This window comes from Methylophilus methylotrophus DSM 46235 = ATCC 53528 (assembly GCF_000378225.1).
GTDB lineage: Bacteria > Pseudomonadota > Gammaproteobacteria > Burkholderiales > Methylophilaceae > Methylophilus > Methylophilus methylotrophus.
In genome coordinates, this window is the sequence record NZ_KB905141.1 from 1 (window position 1) to 21912 (window position 21912).

Below are 21912 nucleotides of genomic sequence, written 5' to 3' on the forward strand. Positions count from 1 at the left end.
TGACTTACAGCCTGGACCTGACCCCACCGAAAGCGGAGATTGCTTTGGATGCTAACTTTGGTGGTGATGGTATCATCAACATAGCTGAATCACGTCCAGGTGTAAATCAGCCAGTGACCGGTACTGTAGGTGGAGATGCCAAGTTGGGTGATCCTGTGGTGGTGACGATCAACGGTAAAGACTACAACACCGTAGTGATCACCCGTACTGATGGCAAGCTTGGCTTCACTGTCAGCGTGCCTGGTTCGGAACTGGTTGCAGATGCAGATAAAACAATTGATGCACGTGTAACTGTGACTGACCTGGCAGGCAACACCGCTAGCCAGTCAACACAACTCACTTACACGGTTGACTTGACCCCGCCAGTGGCAACGATTGCGCTTGATGCCAATTTTGGTGGCGACGGTATTATCAATATTGCGGAATCTCAACCTGGCGTTAACCAGCCTATCACCGGTACCGTTGGTGGAGAGGCTAAACTGGGTGATCCAGTGGTAGTGACGATCAACGGTAAAGACTACAACACGGTAGTGATTACGCGTACTGATGGCAAGCTTGGCTTCACTGTCAGTGTGCCTGGTTCAGAGTTGGTTGCGGACTCAGATAAAACGATTGACGCGAAAGTGTCAACAACTGATCTGGCTGGCAACGTCGGTGTCGCTACTACGCAGTTAACTTACACTGTTGATGTGATTGCACCTAACAAACCAACTATCGATAACATTTATGATGACTTCGGTACACAAAAAGGCGATGTGGCAAATGGTGGCGTGGCTGATGATGCGACACCAACTTTAACGGGTAGGGCAGAAGCCGGCAGCACAGTGACTCTCTACGATGGCTCTACCAAAATTGGTACGACAGTCACTGATAAAGACGGTAAATGGACATTCACGCCCACTTCAGATATCAGCAAGGGCTTGCATAACTATACTGTGACTGCTACGGACAATGCCGGTAACATCAGTGTTCCTAGCGATAATTATGCTTATACATTGAATCAGTCGCCTGTATTTGTAACTTTGAATGCGACAGCAAGTGTATCGGAAGATGGTCTGCCAAATGGCCTGATTGATAGTGGTGATCAGAATGTAATTGCTACCGGCTCTATGGGTATCTCCGATCCTAATGGTGATCTGCAGAGCGTAACCCTGGCTGCACCAACGACAAACTACACTTCAGGCGGCGTGACTATTACATGGTCTGGTAACAATACAGGCACATTGATTGGTTCTGCAAACGGCCAGGAAGTAATTCGCGTCACGATTGATAGTAAAGGTGACTATGCAGTTCGTCTGTCAGGCCCGATTGATCATCCTGCGCCAGGTGAAGATTCACTGGCACTGAAGTTTACTGTTAACGCAAAAGATGCTGATACCACAACGAGCGGTTCTATCACAGTAAACGTATCTGATGACGCGCCAGTGGCTACTAACAAGTCAATTACAGCAACCGGTGACAAAGGTGCCAACATTATGTTGACGCTTGATGTCTCAGGGAGTATGGCAACCCGTGACGGTGTCAATGGCACTTCACGGTTAGAAAGCCAAGTTGCATCGATCAATACACTGCTTAACCAATATGCCGCTTTGGGAGGTGATGTACGTGTCATGATTGTTACCTTCTCTGACGGCTACTATCAGAAAACTCCTACTTGGGTAACTATTGCGGAGGCTAAAACTGTTCTGGCATCGCTGCAGACCCTATCAGGTACCAACTACGATGCAGCATTGGATGGTAGCAAGATCGCCTTCAATTCTGCTGGCAAAATTGCTGGTGCACAGAATGTAGGTTACTTCTTCTCTGATGGGGAACCTAATACTGGCCGTGAAATTGGCGATGCAGATAAACAAGCTTGGGAAGCGTTCCTAAAAGCGAATGATATTAACGAGTATGCAATTGCTGTAGGTAACAGTGTTTCAGCGACACAAGTTGCTAACAGCATGAACCAGATTGCTTACAATGGTGCAACTGAAGTGGATACTAATGCAATCCAAGTCACTAACTTTGCGCAACTGGATGCCGTTCTGAGTCAGACTGTGGCAACCCCAGTTTCAGGTTCACTGACTGATGGCGGCGGTTTCGGTGCTGATGGCGGCGGTTTCGGTGCTGATGGCGGTTATGTGAAATCGCTTGTTATTGAAGGTACGACTTATACCTTTGATGCGAAAACAGGTACGGTTACAGTGACAGGCACGAATAACAGTACTTACAACTCCAGCACACATGAGCTGACTGTGAAAACTGCTTCAGGTAACTTTGTGGTTGATATGGACAATGGTAAGTACACATTTACGCCAGGTCAGACCAAAATCACCTTGGTTGACACAACATTTAATGCGAATGGCAACGGGCAATATACTGACCTGCCTGCAGGCTGGTTTACGAATAACCCAAGCGGCAAGATTGAAGTTAACCCAAGTACTACTTATGGCTTGTCAAGCAGCTACGGCAACGTGCTTGAGCTTGAGAATTTCAGAGGTGATAGCAATATCTATACGCTGATTAATCCTGGAAAAAATGAAACTGTTATCTTGAGTTTTGATTACGCAGCACGCTCAGGCTACACTTCAGGTACTGACTCTGCGATCCAGGTGCTTGTAGACGGTAAAGTGATTGACACAGTCAACACTAAAAACCTGACGATGAGTAATTTCTCATACACCTTCACAGGTACAGGTAACCAGATGCGTATTGAATTCAAGTCTGTAGATACAAACAGTACTGGTGGGTTGTTAGATAACATCAAGATTACAACTTCCAGCACTACACAGCCTGTAGACAGCACCAAAGTGACTTATACGTTAAGTGACAATGATGGCGATACCAGCATCGCTGATTTGACATTGAATGTTGCGAAAAACAACACTTATGTACCAACTCCGCAAGTAGCTCCAGATGTTTCAACAGCGGTTGGCGCGGCTGGTTTGATCACCTTGCCAGGATTGTTGAACGTTGATTTGCTGAACTTCTCCAGCCGGCAAAGCTTCACCGCCAGTGATGCAAACAACAATATCACTAACGTCAATATCGCATTTAATGCGGGGATTGGTATTGTGATTGGCTCTGCATTGATGACATATTCGCAAGCGGTTGCCAGTGAGTTGGGTCTGAGAGTTAATTACACTGAAAGCAGTGGTTTCCTGGGCTTGATAGGCGCAAATGGTAAGATGGTAATCACAGCTGCCGATGGTGGCACCATTGATAACCTTGCTCTAAACGAGTTCCTCTCAACTGTGAAAGTGAATCAGCAATTACTGGGCGTGAATGTACTGGAAAGCTTCAAGATTACTGCCACCGATAGTACTGGTCTTCAAGACAGTGCTACGGCAAGCAACCTGATTAACATTGATCTTTTGAGTGTTAATAATACGACACCAATACTGGGTCAAGGCTCTGGTGATGATACAGTCAATGGCACTTCAGGTAATGACATCATTTACGGCTATGCCGGAAATGATACTTTGAATGGCAATGATGGTAACGACATCCTTCGTGGCGGTGCTGGTGATGATAGACTGAACGGTGGTAATGGCAACGACATCCTGATTGGTGGTAAAGGTAACGACATCCTGATTGGTGGTAAAGGTAACGATACGCTGACCGGGGGTGCCGGTGTAGATGTCTTCAAATGGGATAGCGGTGATGAAGGTGTTGCTGGCAATCCTGCGCGTGACACGATTACCGACTTTAACAAGGCGACAGTCGCACAGGGTGGTGATGTACTGGATATTCGTGATTTGCTACAAGGCGAAAATCCAAACAATCTGCAAAACTACATGCACTTTGAGAAATCTGGTAGCGATACTATCATTCATATCAGTTCCAATGGTGGCTTTGCGAATGATGCCCACAATGTGTCTGGTAGCTTTAGTAGTGGAAACACAACCCAGCAGATCGTGTTGAGCGGTGTGGATCTGACTTCTGGTCAGAGCACTGATGCCGCAATCATCAATAATCTGTTGTCACAACAAAAACTGATTGTTGATCAATAATCAATATGTTGATTTGAAAAAAGCGACCTTCGGGTCGCTTTTTTTATGCTCATAAATGGGCTGGTCAAGATTCAACCCAATCAAAAGGGCGCTTGAATGCGCCCCTTCGGATGACGTCTAGCTGGATGATTTTAGACGGTGAGCATATCGACAAACTGGTTGACTGCGGTGGCTTCAAGTTTGGTCTGATCCTGGCATAAAGCCAGAATCTCTGCTTGCTTGGTTGTATCAAAGCGGCGGGCCAAATTGACTTTGAATTTTTTGACCAGCTCCGGGATGCCTTCACCACGGCGGCGGCGATGGCCAATTGGGTATTCCACAGCAATATTGCTAGATTGCGTACCATCTTTAAAGAAGATCTGGATGGCATTAGCAATGGAGCGTTTTTCCGGATCCAGGTAATCCCGCGTGTATTCAGCTTTTTCGACACAGGTCATTTTTTCGCGCAAGGCATCAATGCGTGGGTCTGCGGCCGCTTCATCCTCGTAATCCAGTGCGGTCAGATTGCCTTTGAGCAGGCCGACAGCAGCCATATATTGAATACAGTGATCGCGGTCCGCCGGGTTATTCATTGGACCGGTTTTATCAATAATGCGGATCGCTGATTCGTGAGTAGTGATGACAATCTTCTCAATATTAGCGATGTCGTCGAGTGATTGCAGACGGTTGCCCACTTCTTTATTGAGCTGAAATGCACACTCTACCGCGGTCTGCGCATGAAACTCGGCCGGGAAAGAAATTTTAAACAACACCTGTTCCATCACATAGCTGCCGTAAGGGCGCTGGAACTTGAAAGCATTGCCCTTGAACAGGACATCATAAAAACCCCAAGTTTTGGCTGTCAGTGCACTGGGATAACCCATTTCACCTTGCAAGGTCATCCAGGCCAAGCGGACAGCACGTGAAGTTGCATCACCTGCTGCCCAGGATTTACGCGAACCTGTATTGGGGCTATGGCGATAAGTGCGGAGGCTTTGGCCATCGACAAATGCGTTAGACACGGCGTTGATAATATCTTGCTTATTGCCACCCAGTAATTTGGTGACGACCGCAGTTGAGGCGATCTTCACCAGAATCACGTGGTCCAGGCCCACACGGTTAAAGCTATTCTCCAGTGCAAGCACGCCCTGAATTTCATGTGCCTTGATCATGGCGGTCAGCACATCTTTCATGGTCAGCGGGGCCTTGCCTTCAGCCACATTTTTGCGCGAAATATAGTCGGCCGAGGCCAGGATGCCACCGAGGTTGTCAGAAGGATGTCCCCATTCTGCTGCCAGCCAGGTGTCATTAAAGTCCAGCCAGCGAATCATGGCGCCGATGTTAAAGGCCGCGAGTATTGGGTCCAGCTGGTAAGAGGTGCCAGGTACTTTGGCGCCATTGGGCACGATGGTACCGGCAATGACTGGCCCCAGTAATTTGGTGCAGGCTGGATAATCCAAGGCCTCGAAACCACAGCCCAAGGTATCCATCAGGCAGTTGCGGGCCGTGTCATAAGCCTCATCGGACTTGATTTCAAAATCTGCTACGTAATTGGCAATATCCACAATCACCTGATCGGGATCAGGGCGGACGTTAGAAATATGGGCTGACATGGTTGTTACCTTTATCAATAGGTTAAAAAGTAATTACTGTGTTTTCAAAACTCATTCATTGCTGAATTTAGGCGCACCTTGCTCTTGATATTTGCCATTGCAAAGCATGGTTGAGCAAGTGTGGTACGATTAAATTCAGTAGGTTAGCGCTGAGTGATGGGCACAAACGCTCTGTTGTCCGGGCCATTATATTCTGCGTTAGGCCGGATGATCTTGTTGTCTATACGCTGCTCAATGGCATGCGCGACCCAACCGGTGGTGCGGGAAATCACAAAAATCGGCGTGAACATACCAGTTGGAATGCCCATCATGTGATAGCTTGATGCACTGTACCAATCCAGGTTAGGGAACATCTTTTTCTCGTTCCACATGATTTCTTCAATACGGGCGGAGATATTAAACAGCTTCATATTGCCTGCATCTTCACACAGTGACTTGCTGACAGCTTTAATCGATTCATTACGCGGGTCGGCAATCGTGTACACCGGATGACCAAAACCTATAATGATTTCCTTGCGTGCCATGCGGGCCTTGATATCGGCTTCAGCTTCATCCGGATTCTGGTAGCGTTCGATAATTTCCATCGCTGCTTCATTGGCGCCACCGTGTTTGGGGCCACGCAAGGCACCAATCGCGCCGGTGATGCAGGAATACAGGTCCGACAAGGTGCCCGCAATCACGCGTGAGGTAAAGGTCGAGGCATTAAACTCATGCTCGGCATATAACACTAGCGAGGTGTTCATGGCCTTGATATGCAATTCTGAAGGCTTTTTGCCATGCAGAATATGCAGGAAGTGCGCCGCAATCGAGTCGTCGTCGGTTTCGACTTCAATGCGTACACCACGGTGGCTAAAGTGGTACCAATAAATGAGGATGGACCCAAAGCAGGCAATCAGGCGATCACCCAATGCCTGTGCGCCCGCGGTATTACGGTCAACGGCTTCTGGTTCCAGTGTCCCCAACATTGAACAACCCGTGCGCATCACATCCATAGGATGCGCATTGGCAGGAATCTGTTCCAGTACGGCTTTAAGTGCACTGGGCAGGCCGCGCAGCTTTTTGAGCTTTTGATGATAAGCGGTGAGTTGTGGTTGGGTGGGCAACTCGCCGTGTATCAGCAAATAAGCGACTTCTTCGAATGTGGCATGTTTAGCCAGCTCGATGATATCGTAACCACGGTAATGCAGGTCATTACCGCTATGGCCCACAGTACAGATGGCCGTGGTGCCGGCAGCCACGCCTGCCAGCGCCACGCCTTTTTTGCGTTTGGGGGCGTCGGTGGCAGGAATAGTGGGATCAGTGGTGGTATTCATAAAAACCTCCTTAAATCACTCAATCTTGTAGTACGGATCTATTTCTTATAAAGCGCGTCTAGTTTCTGTTCAAAGGCGTGATAGCCCAGGTGCTCATACAAATCGGCACGTGTCTGCATCAGGTCTAATACATTCTTCTGGGTGCCATCCTTGCGCACGCCCTGGTAGACTTTGAGTGCGGCCTGGTTCATGGCACGGAATGCAGACAATGGATACAGCACCATGCCTACGCCAGCGGTGGCGAGTTCGTCTACCGTGAATAAAGGCGTGGAGCCGAACTCTGTGATATTGGCCAGTACGGGGACTTTAACTGCATCCACAAACTGCTGATACATGCCTAATTCCGTCATCGCTTCCGGGAAAATCATGTCGGCCCCGGCTTCCACACAGGCACAGGCGCGGTCGATGGCGGATTGCAAACCTTCTACCGCCAGTGCATCGGTGCGAGCCATCACGACAAAATCATCATAGGGCTTGGCATCCACCGCCGCTTTGACGCGGTCTACCATTTCGTCCAGGCTGACAATTGCCTTGTTGGGGCGGTGACCACAGCGCTTGGCACTGACCTGGTCTTCAATATGTACGGCCGCTGCACCTGCCTTGGCGACACTTTTAATGGTGCGCGCAATATTGAATGCGCCACCAAAACCGGTATCAATATCGACCAGCAATGGGGTGTCCACGGCATCAGTAATGCGGCGGACGTCTACAAGCACATCTTCCAGGCCAGAAATGCCGAGGTCAGGCAGGCCTAAGGAGCCCGCAGCCACACCGCCACCAGACAGGTAGATGGCTTTAAACCCGGATTGAGTGGCCAGCATGGCGTGATAGGCATTAATCGCACCGATAATTTGTAGCGGTTTTTCTGCTGCCAGCGCAGCGCGGAAACGTCCGCCAGGGGTATTGGATTGCTGCATGATGAACCTTTGTAAAATTAAATTCTATTTAACTGTCGATAAATGCAGATGCATGCCGATAAGCTTTAAAAGTGCAATTGGCTAACAATCTTTAGTATCGGCGTTAATTTGCGTTTATCGGTCAGTCAATCACCTCAAAAGAAAGCGTGTTCAGCGTCTTCTGGCATGGCTACACCGGTTTGCTTGGCTTTTTGCAACACTTCCCAGAAGTAACGGTAAGTAGCACGGTCATGCAGTTCACCCGCATACTGAATCGGGCCCCAATCGGCTGTTTGGGCTGCCAGCAAAATATTGGCGGCGTCTGTCACTTCGTCATAGTTGGGTTTCATGGCATCGACGATGGCCTGAATCTGGGTTGGGTAGATACTCCACATGCGCATAAAACCAAACTCATTGCGTGCGCGTGAGGCATCACTGTAGGTCACTTCCACGTTTTTCAGGTCCAGGGTGACGTTGTGCGCGGGGACTACGCCGTTGGCCAGCGCGGCAGAGACAACCTCGGCTTTGGCGCGTGCCAGCAAGCGGTGGTCAAACTGCCCAGGGCTACGCATGGCGGTAGCGGGGATGGCGCCATGGTGGGCACTGACAAAGTCCATCAGGCCAAAATCGAGCACTTGTAACCAGGGCAATTGTGCGATTTCGTGCACTTGTCTTAGTGCCCCGTGGGTTTCAATCAGGATATGCACCGGAATTTCGCGGCTGATACCATGTTGTTTGGCGACTTGCTGAATATAGGCAATCATCTCGCGCGCTTGCGCGATATCCGTACATTTGGGAATCGTGAGATAGCTCAGCACCTCGCCAGCGCCACCGACCAGGATATCAATATCCTTTTTCCAGTGTGGGTGGGTATAGTCGTGAATACGCGCTCCGGCCATCCGGTATTTGTTGGCTTCAGAATTCAGCACCCGCACAATCATTTCGGCATGCGCCTGTTCCTGTCCGCTGGCCGCACCGTCTTCGCAATCACAGGTAATGTCGAATACCGGGCCTACACCATTAGGTGTGGCCGCGTCTTGCAATGACAAGGCTTTCAGGATCAGCTTTTCGCTGCCGGCAAAATGCTCGCATGCCGGAATCACCGGAAACGGTTTTTCTCCGCCAAAAAGGGCCTGATTTGGATGAACAGCCATGTTTATTTTCCTTTGCGTGGAATAAGAACGGTATAGTCGAGATCAAGTACCACATGCGGGTGGTAACCCTGCGTGGTTTTGATGTTTTCAAGGGTGGCAGGCGGCATATTCTTGACGCCCACCATACGTAAACGTAGTGCGCCCAGGTCCGGGTGGGGCAGGGACCATTTGTCCAGTACCTTGGTCATGCAATAAATAGTGTCACCTGAGTAACTCGGGTTGGCATGGGTGCCACCATTAATGGCCACAATTGCAATCGCATTTTCCAGGCCTTCATAGCTCAGCGCACGGCAAGCCGAGATGACTACGCCGCCGTATACTAAGCATTGACCTTGGGGTGTACTTTGCATCAGATGGGCATCAAAATGCAGGCGCGCATTATTCTGGTATAAATGTGTGGCCATGGTGTGGTCACTTTCATTAATCGTCAGGCCAGACGGGTGGCGCATGCATTCACCCACTTCGTAGTCCTCCCACCAGTATTGGCCACCTGTAGCCTTAGCCAGGCTGCTATCCAGCTTGAAGTGGGGAGGGATGGCTAATGATTCAGTGCTCACAAACTCGGGTAACTCGGGAATGACGGTTTCTGGCGCTGGTGTATCCAGATTTTTCTTGTGCACCATGACCCAACGAACCCAGCTCAGCACAGGTTGCTGTTGCTGGTTGACCGTGGTTGAGCGTACCCAGACGACGCCACTTTTGCCGCTAGAGTTCTGTTTAAGGCCAATAACTTCGCTGGACGTGGTGAGCGTGTCGCCCACGTATACGGGCTGGATAAACCGGACATCCGCATAACCCAGGTTGGCCACCGCATTGACCGAAATATCTGGCACGGTTTTGCCAAAGGCAATATGAAACGCCAGCAGGTCATCCACCGGGGTTGTGTGATAGCCTAAAGCCTGCGCCAGTGGCTCGCTACAGTGCAACGGATTGCGTGCGCCAGTCAATGCGATATAGAGCGAACAATCGCCCGCGGTGATTGTTCGCGGCGTGGCATGCTGGATCACTTCGTGTAGTTTGAAGTCCTCGAAGAAACGTCCTGCATGAATCTTAGTCTGCATGGTGTCCTCCTGTGTGGCGTCTCAATAGTGTCATGATGGTTTATATAAATTCTTCTTCCAGTTCGCTGATGGCTTCTGCCAGCTGTATCAACCGTTGTGCTGCTTTGATGTGGTGATGCTCTACCAGCTTGTCATTGACAACGACCGTGCCACGACCGGCCTCATTTGCCTCTTTCAGGGCCTTGATGATCAATCTGGCATGCTCAACCTCAGCACGTTGAGGCGTGTAGGCATCATTGCAATAAGCAATTTGAGCCGGATGCACCAGTGATTTGCCATCCATGCCAATATCACGCCCCAGACGGCAGGCATATTCAAACGAATGCATATTCTTGAAGTCGGAGGTGATGCCATCAATCACGCCTTTGCCATAAGCGCGTGCCGCCAGGATCACCAGTGATAAAGAAGTCAGGATGGCGGAACGCTCATGTGTGACGCGGGCATGCAATTGCGAAATCAGGTCAGAGGTCGCCATCACCATACAGATCACGCGCTCGGATGCAGCGGCAATTTCCTTGGCATTCAATACCGCGAGCGGACTTTCTATCATGACCATCATGGGGACGTTTTTGCCGCCGGCCTCATCCAGTAACTGTTGCGCCTGCAACACATCTTCGCGCGATTCTATATTAGGGAAAAGAATGGCATCTGCACCAATGTTCGCCACGGCCTGAATATCGTCATGGCCCCAGATGGAATGCAGGTCATTTACACGTATGACCACTTCTCTTTTTCCGTAACCGCCTTGTTTCACTGCATTGACTACATTGTGGCGTGACTGAATCTTGGCGTCGACCAAAATAGGGTCGCCCAGGTCAAGGATGACGGAGTCCGCTGCAAGCGTGCGTGCACGTTCCAGGTAGTGCTGATTGCAACCGGGAACATATAGCATCGAGCGCCTTGGTCTGAGTGCATATGACATAGGGTTTCCTTTGTTACGGCAAGAAATTAGATTCATTATTCATGAATAAAAAAACTCTGTCAACAAATATCTTATGTCTTATATAAGATATAAAATAGTGGACAACAGAAAAGCGCTATGATATAAATTAAAAAACTTACTCAGATGCGAAATAAATGGTGTCATTCATGAACGGAGTCGAATCAATGGATAAACAGTTAGGATCACCGAGTTACCGGCCGCTGTATGACCAGATCAAAGTGCTGATTACGCAAAGCCTGATCGGCGGGGAATGGCGTCCCGGAGACATGATTCCGAGTGAGATTGATCTTGCGCAAAGATATAAGGTCAGCCAGGGCACAGTACGCAAGGCGATTGATAGCCTTGCCACAGAAAATATCCTGATCCGCCGCCAGGGCAAGGGTACTTTTGTTGCGACGCACAACCAGGACGATGTCAAGCTGCGCTTTTTGCGCCTGACCGCAGAAAATGGCCAGAAAGAAATGTTGCAGAACGAATTTCTTTCCTGCGTTAAAAGCAAGGCCAGTGTGCATATTGGCAAGGTACTGGAAATGAAAGCGGGCGCGACGACGATAGACGTAAAGCGCTTGCTAACTTTTTCCGGCCGTCCCCTGATTTATGACCATATCATCGTGCCAGCTGCTCCCTTTAAGGGCTTGAATAGAGCCAAGGTGGAGGAGAGCAATGGCTCCATGTACAGCATGTATGAGTCACAGTTTGGTATCCGCATGATACGCGCGGAAGAACGTATCAAGGCGGTGGCTGCCGACGCTGAAGTCGCCAAGGCGCTGGGTTTGAAAGAAGGCTACCCGCTGCTGAGTATAGAGCGTGTGTCGTTTACTTATGGCGATAAGCCCATGGAGTGGCGTTTGGGCTTGTGTCTTACGGACGATCACCACTACATGAGCGAATTGGAATGATCGAAAACGCTTCATCAGCAGCGTTGGACTTCGCTTGCCGTGCCATCTGCACTGTCTGCGCTTGTCCGCCTTGCTGCTGAAGTTTTTGAATTATTCAAAAAAATAGAAAACCCAAGGAGAAGTCATGGACGATTTAAAGCAACGCGCGCTGGATTACCACCAGTTTCCCAAGCCAGGCAAACTGAGCGTGGAGTCGTCCAAGCCTTGTGCGACACAGCAGGATTTATCGCTGGCCTATACGCCTGGCGTAGCGGAGCCGGTACGTGAAATTGAGGTCGACCCGGCAAATGCCTATAAATACACCAATAAAGGTAACCTGGTGGCGGTGATCACTGACGGTACTGCGGTGCTGGGCTTGGGGAATGTAGGTGCCTTGGCAGGCAAACCCGTCATGGAGGGCAAGGGCGTATTGTTTAAACGCTTTGCCGACATTGATGTGTTTGATATTGAAGTCAATGCAGCTACGCCGGATGAGTTTATCCAGACCGTAGTGAACATAGCGCCGACATTTGGCGGCATTAACCTGGAAGATATTGCCGCGCCGCACTGTTTTTATATTGAAAGCGAACTGAAAAAACGCCTGGATATCCCGGTGTTCCATGACGACCAGCATGGCACGGCTGTGATTGTGGCAGCAGCCTTGTTGAATGCGCTTGAGCTCCAGGGCAAAACATTGCCTCGTGCAAAAATCGTGTTTTTAGGCGCGGGAGCGGCAGGTTGCTCTTGTGCCAAGCTGCTTAAATTAATGGGTGCAACCGATATCACCATGGTTGATCGTAAAGGCGTGGTCGATACGAGCCGTGATGATTTACATGACAACAACCGTGAGCTTGCCATTGCACCTGGCAAAGTCAGCACACTCGCGGAGGCCATGCAGGGTGCCGATGTATTTATTGGGGTGTCTGCAAAAAATGGCCTGGCGCCAGAACTGGTGACCACCATGGCAGCTAAGCCGGTGATTTTTGCCCTGGCCAATCCTGATCCTGAAATTTTGCCCGACCAGGTGTTTGCCTTGCGTGATGACGTGATTATGGCCACCGGCCGCAGTGATTTCCCTAACCAGGTGAATAATGCTTTGTGTTTCCCTTATTTGTTCCGTGGTGCATTGGATGCCCAGGCCAAACAGATTACCGAGCAGATGAAAGTAGCTGCCGCCAAGGCCCTGAGCCAACTGGCGCGCGAGCCTGTGCCGCCGCAAGTGCTAGAGGCCTATCAGCTACCGTCTTTGTCGTTTGGTAAAAACTACATTATTCCCAAGCCATTTGATCCACGGTTGATGGAATACGTGGCAGGTGCAGTGGCACGTGCGGCCAAAGCTGGTGAGTAAGAGCATTTAGCATGATTCTAAAAAAACAAAAAAAGCAGCGCCCAAAAAACCTGAATTTGTTCACGATCAGGTTGCCGGTCAACGCTGTGGTGTCGATCATGCACCGTGCCAGCGGCGTCGTGCTATTCCTCATCCAGCCCGTATTGCTTTGGGTATTGTACCTGTCGCTGTCGGGTGAGCAAGGTTATACAACCGTTGCCACCATGGTTGATCAATGGCCTGCCAAATTGCTCATTACCGGCCTGGCTGCGGCATTTTTGCATCATTTTTACGCCGGAATACGTCATTTGGCCATGGATGTGCACTGGATGACCACCTTGCAGAAAGCACGCTTCTCCAGCCGGGTAGTGTTGTGGCTGGTCGCGGTCACCATGCTGTTTGTGATCCGGGTGATTTGGTAGAAAGGCCGTTATGTTGCTTGAGTTACTCACGGCCAAATATCCTGGAATGCGTCGCTGGTTGACACAGCGCCTGTGTGCCGTGTCCATGGCTTTGGTGTTGGTGCTGTTTTGGATCAGGGTGGTTTGGCTGTCACCGCAGGGGTATAACGATTGGCTGGCAGTGTTTGCACCACTCTGGTGGCGCCTGCTCATGGTGTGGTTTTTTGTTTGCATGCTGCTGCATGCCTGGTTGGGAGTGCGCGATGTGCTGCGTGATTACGTGCCGCAGCTGGGAGTGAGGGCAGGGTTGCAATGGCTGGTGAATCTTGCCGTCTGGGGGAATGCATTGGCTGTGGTCTGGATTTTATTTGGAATGGATTTTTAAGGTGAGTGGCATGGCTGATTCTCAAATGACAGGTGCAACCAATATTCAGCATCATCAGGTAGATGCCGTCATCGTCGGTGGTGGTGGCGCAGGTTTGCGTGCCGCGCTGCAACTGGCTGAATCCGGTGCAGATGTGGCTGTGCTGTCCAAGGTGTTCCCAACCCGCTCACATACCGTCGCGGCACAAGGCGGTATCGCCGCAGCGCTGGGGAATGTGTCGGATGACAACTGGTTATGGCATATGTATGACACCATTAAAGGGTCGGACTACCTGGGTGACCAGGATGCCATTGAGTTTATGTGCCGCAATGCCGCCAAGGCGATTATCGAGCTGGAGCATTTTGGCATGCCGTTTGACCGCCTGGAAAATGGCCGTATTTTCCAGCGCCCCTTTGGCGGCATGACCCGCAATTTTGGTGAAACCCCGATCTCCCGTACCTGTGCCGTGGCCGACCGTACCGGGCATGCCATGTTGCATACGCTGTATCAGCGCAATGTAAAAGCCAATACCCAGTTTCTGATTGAATGGTTCGCACTCGATTTGATTCGTGATGCTGATGGCGATGTTTTGGGCGTGATTGCGCTCGAAATTGAAACCGGCGATATCCACGTGATACACGCCAAAGCCACCATGCTGGCGACTGGCGGTGGTGGCCGTATTTTTCAGGCCAGTACCAATGCCTATATCAATACTGGTGATGGCCTGGGCATGGCAGCACGCGCGGGCTTGCCTTTGCAAGACATGGAGTTCTGGCAGTTTCACCCCACTGGCGTATTGAATGCCGGGGTGTTGATTACCGAAGGCGTGCGTGGTGAAGGCGGATATCTCGTCAACAGCGATGGTGAGCGTTTTATGGAACGCTATGCCCCGAGCGCAAAAGATTTAGCCAGCCGCGATGTGGTCTCGCGTGCGATGGCGACTGAAATTAAAGAAGGCCGAGGCATAGGCAAACACAAAGACGCGGTCTACCTCAAGCTGGACCATTTGGGTGAAGACATTATCAGCAAACGTCTGCCTGGCATCCGGGAAATCGCCAAAACCTTTGCCGGTGTGGACCCGATTAATGACCCGATTCCTGTGGTACCGACAGCGCATTACATGATGGGCGGCATCCCGACCAATCTTGATGGCCAGGTGGTTGTCCACGATGGTCAATCTGAACGTGTCGTAAACGGGTTGTATGCGGTAGGCGAGTGTGCTTGTGTTTCCGTACACGGAGCTAATCGTCTGGGTTCCAACTCCCTGCTGGACCTGGTGGTATTTGGCAAGGCCGCAGGTGACAAAATGGCGGCAGACATTGCAGCCAATAAAGCACACAAACCGTTACCTGCCAATGTGGCGGATGCCACGCTGGCACGTGTTGACCGTCTAGAAAGCCCCAGTGATGGCGAGAAGGTGGCGGAAGTTGGCCTGGCGATGCGTCAAACCATGCAAAAGCATTGTGGCGTGTTCCGTTTCCCTGACTTGCTGGAAGATGGCGTCGATGCCATTACACAAGTCGCCCAGCGCGCCCAGCACTTAAGAATTACCGATAAAAGCAAAGTGTTTAATACCGCCCGTGTCGAAGCGCTGGAGCTGGATAACCTTATGCAAGTCGCATTGGCGACCATGCAGGCTGCACATGCCCGGCAGGAGAGCCGCGGCGCGCATGCCCGTGAAGATTATCCCGAGCGGGACGATTCAAAGTGGCTCAGCCATTCACTATATTTTGCCAACGGTCAAAAGCTGGCTTACAAGCCTGTGCGCCTGAAGCCATTGACTGTAGAACCATTTGAGTTGAAGAAAAGGGTGTATTGATATGCGTTTCTCCATTTACAGGTTCAACCCCGACGTAGACAAAAAGCCCTATATGCAGGACTACGATGTCCAGCTGGAAGACAGTGACCAGATGTTGCTGGATGCGCTAATGCGCATTAAAGAGTTGGACGAAACGCTGAGTATGCGTAAGTCTTGCCGTGAAGGGGTGTGTGGCAGCGATGCCATGAATATCAATGGCAAGAATGGCCTGGCCTGCATTACCAAACTCAGTGATTTGCAAGAGCCGGTAGTATTGCGGCCCATGCCCGGTTTGCCGGTGATCCGCGACCTGGTGGTCGACATGACGCAGTTCTTTGATAACTACCACTCGGTCATGCCTTATTTGCAAAATCACGATGCGCCGCCCGAAACCGAGCGCCTGCAAAGTCCAGAAGACCGAGCGAAGCTTGATGGCTTGTATGAATGTATTTTATGTGGTGCTTGTACCACCTCTTGCCCTAGTTTCTGGTGGAACCCGGACAAATTTGTTGGCCCGGCAGGCCTCATGCAAGCCTACCGGTTTATTGCCGACAGCCGTGACCAGGAGCAGGACGCGCGCCTGGAAAACCTGGAAGACCCTTACCGTTTGTATCGTTGCCACAACATCATGAACTGTACGGATGTGTGCCCAAAAAAACTCAATCCAAACGCAGCCATTGCGGCGATTAAAGACCTTAAGATTGAAAAAGCCAAGGCGCATAGCGAAACTAAACCGGGTAAGAAAATATTTGGTATCAAGGTGTTATAGGAGCAGACGATGTTGAATGCTGAAATTTTACGTGAAGCAGAACAGCGGCGCCTGGCATGGCGTTGCCGCCGGGGCATGCTGGAACTGGACATTGTGTTGCAACGCTTTGTGAACGAACACTTTAGCGGCCTGACGCTGGCCGAAATGGAACAGCTAGATGCCTTGCTGGAGCTGCCAGACAATGTGTTCTGGGATTTGATTCAGGGAGTGAATCCACAAGCTGAGATGGCACGGTCTGGTGTCATCCTTGAAAAATTAAGAGCAAGCCGACCAACGGCAGAACAGGAAACCGCATGAGTCAGCATATGGGAGAAGAACCAATTGCTCTGGATGCCAGGGCATTGGGCGATTACTGGCCAGGGATACAGCTATATTACCCCCCTGTGAAATATGCGCCCAGCCTGGGCATTTATGAGGACATGGAGCAGGCGGCCAACCGCATGGTCAAGCATGCGCATTTTACCAATGCGCATACGCTTATTTTTGACCTGGAAGATGGCTGCCGTCAGAAGGAAATGAGCCGTACCTTGCTGCGCCAGGAGCTACCCAAGCTGCGCAAGGTCAATGAACGCGTCACCATTGCCATCCGGGCTAATTCTTTCCGTACCGATGAGTACGAAGAAGACATGAAACTGGTGCGTGACATGGGCGAATATATCGATGTGGTCATGCTGGCCAAGGCGGGCGAATCGTATGGTGCAGCTGAGGTGCGTGATTTATCCAGTTTTTTGCTCAGTATCAATCCGCATATCACCATACAGCCGATCATTGAGCATCCGAAGTCGCTCAAGATTGCGCCGGATTTAATGCAATACGACACCGTGAAGCATGTGGTGTTTGGTATCCACGATTTTTCCAAAGCCTTGGGCATTCATATCACGCCCGAGCACTGGATTGAAGAGTTATTCTACTTTATCAACCAGCTGATTTTTGAGGCGAGGATTGCCGGTAAAGGTGTGATCGGCGGCGTGGAAACGCTGATAGGCAGCAATATCATGCCCGATAAATTTGTTGAGCCGCACGATGTGCGCCGCTGGCTGGATTTGCATGGTGATAATGAGTCGCGTGTGGTGTACAAGCACGCTTGCCAGGAAGCGGCCATGGGCCTGACCGGCAAGCAGGTGATTCACCCTGGGCATATTCACCTGTGTAAAACTGCTTATACACCGTCACCCACTGAAATCAACCAGAAAGTGGCAATCCTGAAAGCAGCGATTGAAGCGGACGCGCTGCTGGGTGGGGCGATCAAGTTTGAGGGCGAGATGCTCGATCCGCCTATGTTTGGTAAGGCGTTGCAGACTTTGTTGCGGGCACACGCATTACGCGCACTCAAAGTGAGCGACATGGAGTTTGCCCTGCATGTATTGCAGTTGATGCCGGCGCAGGTAGTTCGCCAAAACTGGCCCTACGGCATTCTGCTTTAAGAAATTCATTTTTAGCGCGAATTGCGTTGTTGCGCAGTGCTCGAAATGCTCATGTACTTTAAGTACATTCCGCTTTCTGCGCGCTGTGCGCCTAGCACTTCATCGCTAAATTCTGAATTTAAGCGTATTGATAGGTTTGAAAAAAGCATTTTCAAAAGAAATGCATATAACAGCATCGCATCAACCATGCGTGCATAGAGTAATTGGAAAGGTTTGAACATGACACAGTTAGCCCCTTATCCACAATGGCAATGGGAAATCCCTGAATTTTTCAATATCGGGGTGGCGTGCAGTGACCGTCATTTGGGCACGCAAAAAGCCGACGAAATTGCGATGATTGTGGAGGATGATACGTTTGGCACCAGTACCATCACCTTTGCCGAGCTGGCGGAGAGAACTGATCGGTTTGCCCAGGTGTTGCGTGACTTGGGGGTGAAGCCTGGTGACCGTGTTCTCATCCGCTTGCCTAACAGCCTGGATTATCCGACTGCCTTTTTAGGCACCATGAAAACCGGTGCGATTTCTGTGCCGACTTCCACGTTGCTGACCGCAGAAGAAGTCGCTTATCTGGCAAAAGATTCGGGTGCGGTGGTGATGGTCACCGATGCCGCTGCCTGGGCAGGGATGTCGGCCAAAATGCAACAGAATATTAGCCAGACGCCTAACCTCAAACACATTCTACTCACGCAGTTAACGGGTGAAATTGTGCCTGTCGATGGGTTCAACGTATTGTCGCTTGAAGCCGCACTGGCCGCCGTACAACACTTAGCACCAGCTTATGCGACGCGTGGTGACGATCCAGCATATCTGGTCTATACCTCAGGTACAACAGGTTATCCTAAAGGTGTTTTGCATGCGCACCGTGCTTTGCTGGGTCGGCAGCCAGCTGCGCAATACTGGTTTAATTATAGTGAGACTGTACAAGACCGTATCATGCACTCCGGCAAGTTTAACTGGACCTATGTTTTGGGTACTGGCCTCATGGATCCGCTTTACCTGGGTAAAACAGTGATTGTGCATGAGGGTAAAAATGACGCACAAAAATGGCTGGAGCTGATTGCCAAACATAGTGCAACCATTTTCATTGGTGTGCCGACGATTTACCGCCAGTTGCTGCAGAAAACCACGGCCACACAGGCTGATATTCCCAGTGTGCGCCATTTTATGAGCGCAGGTGAGCATTTGTCCGACGAAGTGCTGACGCAATGGCGTGAACGCTTTGGGCTAGATATTTATGAAGCGGTGGGAATGAGTGAGTTTTCTTATTACCTGTCGCAAAGTATTTTACGGCCGATCCGTGCTGGCTCGGCGGGATTCCCGCAGCCTGGTCATGCGATTGTCTTGCTGAATCCCGAAACGCGCGAGCCTGTGGCAGAAGGTGAGGAGGGGATGATTTGCGTGCCAGATAATGACCCAGGCTTGTTCCTGAGTTACTGGAACCTGCCGGAAGAAACCGCTAAATACAAACACGATGGCTATTTCTTTACCGGGGATTATGCAAAATACGACGCTGATGGTTATCTGTGGTTCCTGGGCCGCAAGGATGACATTATCAAGAGCTTCGGCTACCGCGTGTCGCCCTATGAAATTGAACGTGTATACAAAGGTCATCCTGCCGTGGCTGATTGTGCGGCGGTGGGCGAAGAGATCGAAAAAGACAAGTTGCTGGTGGTGATTTATGTGATCCCTAAACCTGATACTGAAATCGCACCAGAGGAGCTGATGTCCTTTGGTAAACAGCACCTGGCGGCTTATAAAGCTCCTAAAACGGTTTACCTGGCCAAGGAGTTTCCACGGACCAAAAATGGTAAAATCTTGCGTAAAGATGTGAGTCCTGCCATTGCCTATCAGAAAAGCAATGCCCGTTGAAATGCCCGTCTGAAAGACACAGAAAATGGCCCTGATTAAAACCCAAGATTTTATCGAGAGTGTTGCCGATGCCTTGCAATACATCTCTTATTACCACCCGGAAGACTATATCCGGGCGTTGGCAGCGGCGTATGAAAAAGAGGCCTCACCTGCCGCCAGGGACGCCATTGCGCAGATTTTGACCAATTCCCGTATGTGCGCCGAAGGCAAGCGCCCCTTGTGCCAGGATACCGGCATTGTGGTGGCATTTGTCAAAATAGGCATGCAGGCGCAATTTGAGGGCGACATGACCATCGAACAAATGGTCAATGAAGGCGTTCGCCGTGCTTACCTGCATCCCGACAATACGCTGCGTGCGTCTATCGTGAATGACCCCGCCGGGACACGTAAAAACACTAAAGACAATACGCCCGCGATTACGCATATTGAAATGGTGGCTGGTGATATTGTTGAGGTGCAGGTGGCAGCCAAAGGCGGCGGCTCGGAAAATAAATCCAAACTGGTCATGCTCAACCCTAACGAAAGCATTGTCGACTGGGTGCTAGAAGTGGTGCCAAAGATGGGCGCAGGCTGGTGCCCGCCAGGTATGCTGGGCATAGGCATAGGCGGCAGTGCTGAAAAAGCCATGCTGCTGGCCAAGGAGTCATTGATGGCGCCGATTGATATCCAGGAGTTGCAGGCCCGTGGTGCGCAAAATCGCATCGAAGAATTGCGCCTGGAGCTGTATGAAAAGGTTAATCAGCTAGGGATAGGCGCACAAGGCCTGGGTGGCTTGACCACGGTATTGGATGTGAAAATCCTGGATTATCCAACCCATGCAGCTAGTTTGCCCGTGGCCATTATTCCTAATTGCGCAGCGACACGTCATGTGCACTTTACGCTGGATGGGTCCGGTGTGGCTGAGTTAACGCCACCGAGTGCAGATGTTTACCCGGATGTGCATTGGGCACCCAGCCCGCAAGCGAAACGCGTGAACCTGGAAACGGTGACACGTGAGGAAACACAAACCTGGAAAACCGGGGATACCTTGTTGCTTACCGGTAAAATCCTGACGGGGCGTGATGCTGCGCATAAACGCATCCAGACAATGCTGGCCAAGGGTGAGCCGCTACCCGTGGATTTTACCAATAAGTTTATTTATTACGTCGGTCCGGTCGATGCCGTGCGTGACGAAGCCGTGGGGCCTGCAGGTCCGACCACGGCGACGCGCATGGATAGCTATACCGATATGATGCTGAATACCGGATTGCTGGGTTCGATTGGCAAAGCCGAACGTGGCAAAGAGGCCCTGGCCGAAATTGCCAAACACAAGTCGGTGTACTTGATGGCGGTGGGTGGTGCCGCTTATCTGGTCAGCAAGGCGATTAAAAAATCCCGCGTGTTGGCTTTTGCAGACTTGGGTATGGAAGCCATCTATGAATTTGAAGTGGTGGATATGCCAGTGACGGTGGCAGTGAGTGCGGATGGTGAGTCCGTACACCAGACCGGCCCGGCACAATGGAAAAAAACTATCGCGTTGCAAGCGGTATAAGTTGCTACCGATAATGTGAGTGCAATCACAGAGACCAGGCACGAATTGGTGAAAGATACGTCATACTACTAAGCGTCATCATGGAGTGAGTATGATAAAAATGAATACTGGGGTAATTGGATTTGCAGTTGGCTTGGCCATAGGGTTGAGTTTGCCTGTGCATGCCGAATCTGCGCTGGAATACTTCACCGATAGTACAGGCCGTTACAGTGGCCCTAGTCTGGAAGATCAGGTGGCCATGATGGACACTGATCACAACGGTTTTGCCGATGTGTTTGAGGTGCGTGCCTATCTTGAGAAACAGCATGGCAAAGGCTATCAAAAAGAATTGCTGGATAAATGGGAATCTTCCGCCTACGGCAAGAGCTGTAGTACCCCATTTGCCAAAGAGTTATATGGAGACAGTACCCGCTGACTGTAGTGTTGTTTTGTTGCTGTCGGCGGCTGTCATTTGCATCAATTGCCGGAATGTTACAAGCAGTTAACATTCTGGCCTATGGACTGGATTATAATCAAGCAAGAAGAAATCCTCGCGGTCAGCCTCTGGTCATGTCGTTACAGATAAGCGCTGGCCCATCCCCCGACTTTGTTTTATTG

At 50.6% G+C, this 21912-nt stretch carries 18 protein-coding genes; 12 read left to right on the forward strand and 6 right to left on the reverse strand.

What is annotated here, in order from left to right; translation table 11 throughout:
* Nucleotides 1-3995 (forward strand): Ig-like domain-containing protein (locus tag F463_RS0100005; protein ID WP_018984975.1); only part of this gene is annotated, 3995 nt, incomplete at its 5' end.
* Nucleotides 3996-4126: 131 nt separating this feature from the next.
* Here the strand turns inward: F463_RS0100005 and F463_RS0100010 are convergent.
* The 6 genes from F463_RS0100010 to F463_RS0100035 form a co-directional block, all read right to left on the reverse strand.
* Nucleotides 4127-5587, reverse strand: a complete 1461-nt coding sequence (locus F463_RS0100010; protein ID WP_018984976.1) for a bifunctional 2-methylcitrate dehydratase/aconitate hydratase — start codon at nucleotides 5585-5587, stop codon at nucleotides 4127-4129.
* 143 nt (nucleotides 5588-5730) lie between these two features.
* On the reverse strand, nucleotides 5731-6900 hold the full coding sequence (gene prpC, locus F463_RS0100015) for a bifunctional 2-methylcitrate synthase/citrate synthase (RefSeq protein WP_018984977.1): 1170 nt from the start codon (nucleotides 6898-6900) through the stop codon (nucleotides 5731-5733).
* Nucleotides 6901-6938: 38 nt separating this feature from the next.
* Entirely contained in the window at nucleotides 6939-7817 is an 879-nt protein-coding gene (gene prpB / locus F463_RS0100020) for a methylisocitrate lyase (RefSeq protein WP_018984978.1), read from the reverse strand.
* A gap of 134 nt (nucleotides 7818-7951) precedes the next feature.
* On the reverse strand, nucleotides 7952-8950 hold the full coding sequence (locus F463_RS0100025; protein WP_018984979.1) for an HpcH/HpaI aldolase/citrate lyase family protein: 999 nt from the start codon (nucleotides 8948-8950) through the stop codon (nucleotides 7952-7954).
* 2 nt (nucleotides 8951-8952) lie between these two features.
* Nucleotides 8953-10011: a MaoC family dehydratase gene (locus F463_RS0100030; RefSeq protein ID WP_018984980.1), complete on the reverse strand. Its 1059-nt coding sequence runs from the start codon at nucleotides 10009-10011 to the stop codon at nucleotides 8953-8955.
* Nucleotides 10012-10051: 40 nt separating this feature from the next.
* On the reverse strand, nucleotides 10052-10933 hold the full coding sequence (locus F463_RS0100035) for an HpcH/HpaI aldolase/citrate lyase family protein (protein WP_026295160.1): 882 nt from the start codon (nucleotides 10931-10933) through the stop codon (nucleotides 10052-10054).
* Nucleotides 10934-11118: 185 nt separating this feature from the next.
* Here F463_RS0100035 and F463_RS0100040 point away from each other — a divergent pair, with 185 nt between their 5' ends.
* The 11 genes from F463_RS0100040 to F463_RS0100095 all read left to right on the forward strand — a co-directional run bounded on the left by F463_RS0100040 (nucleotide 11119) and on the right by F463_RS0100095 (nucleotide 21730).
* A complete protein-coding gene (locus F463_RS0100040; RefSeq protein WP_018984982.1) occupies nucleotides 11119-11853 on the forward strand; it encodes a GntR family transcriptional regulator in 735 nt (244 codons plus the stop codon).
* A gap of 124 nt (nucleotides 11854-11977) precedes the next feature.
* Entirely contained in the window at nucleotides 11978-13180 is a 1203-nt protein-coding gene (locus tag F463_RS0100045) for a malic enzyme-like NAD(P)-binding protein (protein ID WP_018984983.1), read from the forward strand.
* A gap of 11 nt (nucleotides 13181-13191) precedes the next feature.
* On the forward strand, nucleotides 13192-13581 hold the full coding sequence (gene sdhC / locus F463_RS0100050; protein WP_018984984.1) for a succinate dehydrogenase, cytochrome b556 subunit: 390 nt from the start codon (nucleotides 13192-13194) through the stop codon (nucleotides 13579-13581).
* 10 nt (nucleotides 13582-13591) lie between these two features.
* Nucleotides 13592-13945: a succinate dehydrogenase, hydrophobic membrane anchor protein gene (gene sdhD / locus F463_RS0100055; RefSeq protein ID WP_018984985.1), complete on the forward strand. Its 354-nt coding sequence runs from the start codon at nucleotides 13592-13594 to the stop codon at nucleotides 13943-13945.
* Between the two features lie 10 nt (nucleotides 13946-13955).
* Nucleotides 13956-15743 (forward strand): succinate dehydrogenase flavoprotein subunit, encoded by a 1788-nt coding sequence (sdhA, locus tag F463_RS0100060; protein ID WP_051082026.1) that lies wholly within the window; start codon nucleotides 13956-13958, stop codon nucleotides 15741-15743.
* A gap of 1 nt (nucleotide 15744) precedes the next feature.
* Complete coding sequence (locus F463_RS0100065) at nucleotides 15745-16491, forward strand: succinate dehydrogenase iron-sulfur subunit (protein ID WP_018984987.1); 747 nt, start codon at nucleotides 15745-15747, stop codon at nucleotides 16489-16491.
* Between the two features lie 9 nt (nucleotides 16492-16500).
* On the forward strand, nucleotides 16501-16788 hold the full coding sequence (locus F463_RS0100070) for an FAD assembly factor SdhE (protein ID WP_018984988.1): 288 nt from the start codon (nucleotides 16501-16503) through the stop codon (nucleotides 16786-16788).
* Nucleotides 16785-17915: an HpcH/HpaI aldolase/citrate lyase family protein gene (locus tag F463_RS0100075; RefSeq protein WP_018984989.1), complete on the forward strand. Its 1131-nt coding sequence runs from the start codon at nucleotides 16785-16787 to the stop codon at nucleotides 17913-17915. The genes F463_RS0100070 and F463_RS0100075 overlap by 4 nt, the downstream gene beginning before the upstream one ends.
* A gap of 219 nt (nucleotides 17916-18134) precedes the next feature.
* On the forward strand, nucleotides 18135-19784 hold the full coding sequence (locus F463_RS0100085) for an acetate--CoA ligase (protein WP_018984991.1): 1650 nt from the start codon (nucleotides 18135-18137) through the stop codon (nucleotides 19782-19784).
* A 25-nt stretch (nucleotides 19785-19809) separates the two neighbouring features.
* Nucleotides 19810-21315 carry a fumarate hydratase gene (locus tag F463_RS0100090; protein ID WP_018984992.1) on the forward strand — a complete coding sequence of 502 codons (1506 nt, stop codon included), beginning with the start codon at nucleotides 19810-19812 and terminating at the stop codon, nucleotides 21313-21315.
* A gap of 91 nt (nucleotides 21316-21406) precedes the next feature.
* Nucleotides 21407-21730, forward strand: coding sequence for a hypothetical protein (locus F463_RS0100095; RefSeq protein WP_018984993.1), 324 nt, complete (start codon nucleotides 21407-21409; stop codon nucleotides 21728-21730).
* Nucleotides 21731-21912 lie beyond the last annotated feature (182 nt).

What these genes read in the sequence shown, in the direction of transcription:
- F463_RS0100085 (WP_018984991.1), top strand. Translation starts at nt 18,135, where the DNA reads ATGACACAGTTAGCCCCTTATCCACAATGGCAATGGGAAATCCCTGAA.
- prpC (WP_018984977.1), bottom strand. Translation starts at nt 6,900, where the DNA reads ATGAATACCACCACTGATCCCACTATTCCTGCCACCGACGCCCCCAAA.
- sdhA (WP_051082026.1), top strand. Translation starts at nt 13,956, where the DNA reads ATGGCTGATTCTCAAATGACAGGTGCAACCAATATTCAGCATCATCAG.
- F463_RS0100090 (WP_018984992.1), top strand. Translation starts at nt 19,810, where the DNA reads ATGGCCCTGATTAAAACCCAAGATTTTATCGAGAGTGTTGCCGATGCC.
- F463_RS0100075 (WP_018984989.1), top strand. Translation starts at nt 16,785, where the DNA reads ATGAGTCAGCATATGGGAGAAGAACCAATTGCTCTGGATGCCAGGGCA.
- prpB (WP_018984978.1), bottom strand. Translation starts at nt 7,817, where the DNA reads ATGCAGCAATCCAATACCCCTGGCGGACGTTTCCGCGCTGCGCTGGCA.
- sdhD (WP_018984985.1), top strand. Translation starts at nt 13,592, where the DNA reads ATGTTGCTTGAGTTACTCACGGCCAAATATCCTGGAATGCGTCGCTGG.
- F463_RS0100030 (WP_018984980.1), bottom strand. Translation starts at nt 10,011, where the DNA reads ATGCAGACTAAGATTCATGCAGGACGTTTCTTCGAGGACTTCAAACTA.
- F463_RS0100045 (WP_018984983.1), top strand. Translation starts at nt 11,978, where the DNA reads ATGGACGATTTAAAGCAACGCGCGCTGGATTACCACCAGTTTCCCAAG.
- F463_RS0100010 (WP_018984976.1), bottom strand. Translation starts at nt 5,587, where the DNA reads ATGTCAGCCCATATTTCTAACGTCCGCCCTGATCCCGATCAGGTGATT.
- sdhC (WP_018984984.1), top strand. Translation starts at nt 13,192, where the DNA reads ATGATTCTAAAAAAACAAAAAAAGCAGCGCCCAAAAAACCTGAATTTG.
- F463_RS0100035 (WP_026295160.1), bottom strand. Translation starts at nt 10,933, where the DNA reads ATGTCATATGCACTCAGACCAAGGCGCTCGATGCTATATGTTCCCGGT.
- F463_RS0100070 (WP_018984988.1), top strand. Translation starts at nt 16,501, where the DNA reads ATGTTGAATGCTGAAATTTTACGTGAAGCAGAACAGCGGCGCCTGGCA.
- F463_RS0100025 (WP_018984979.1), bottom strand. Translation starts at nt 8,950, where the DNA reads ATGGCTGTTCATCCAAATCAGGCCCTTTTTGGCGGAGAAAAACCGTTT.
- F463_RS0100040 (WP_018984982.1), top strand. Translation starts at nt 11,119, where the DNA reads ATGGATAAACAGTTAGGATCACCGAGTTACCGGCCGCTGTATGACCAG.
- F463_RS0100095 (WP_018984993.1), top strand. Translation starts at nt 21,407, where the DNA reads ATGATAAAAATGAATACTGGGGTAATTGGATTTGCAGTTGGCTTGGCC.
- F463_RS0100065 (WP_018984987.1), top strand. Translation starts at nt 15,745, where the DNA reads ATGCGTTTCTCCATTTACAGGTTCAACCCCGACGTAGACAAAAAGCCC.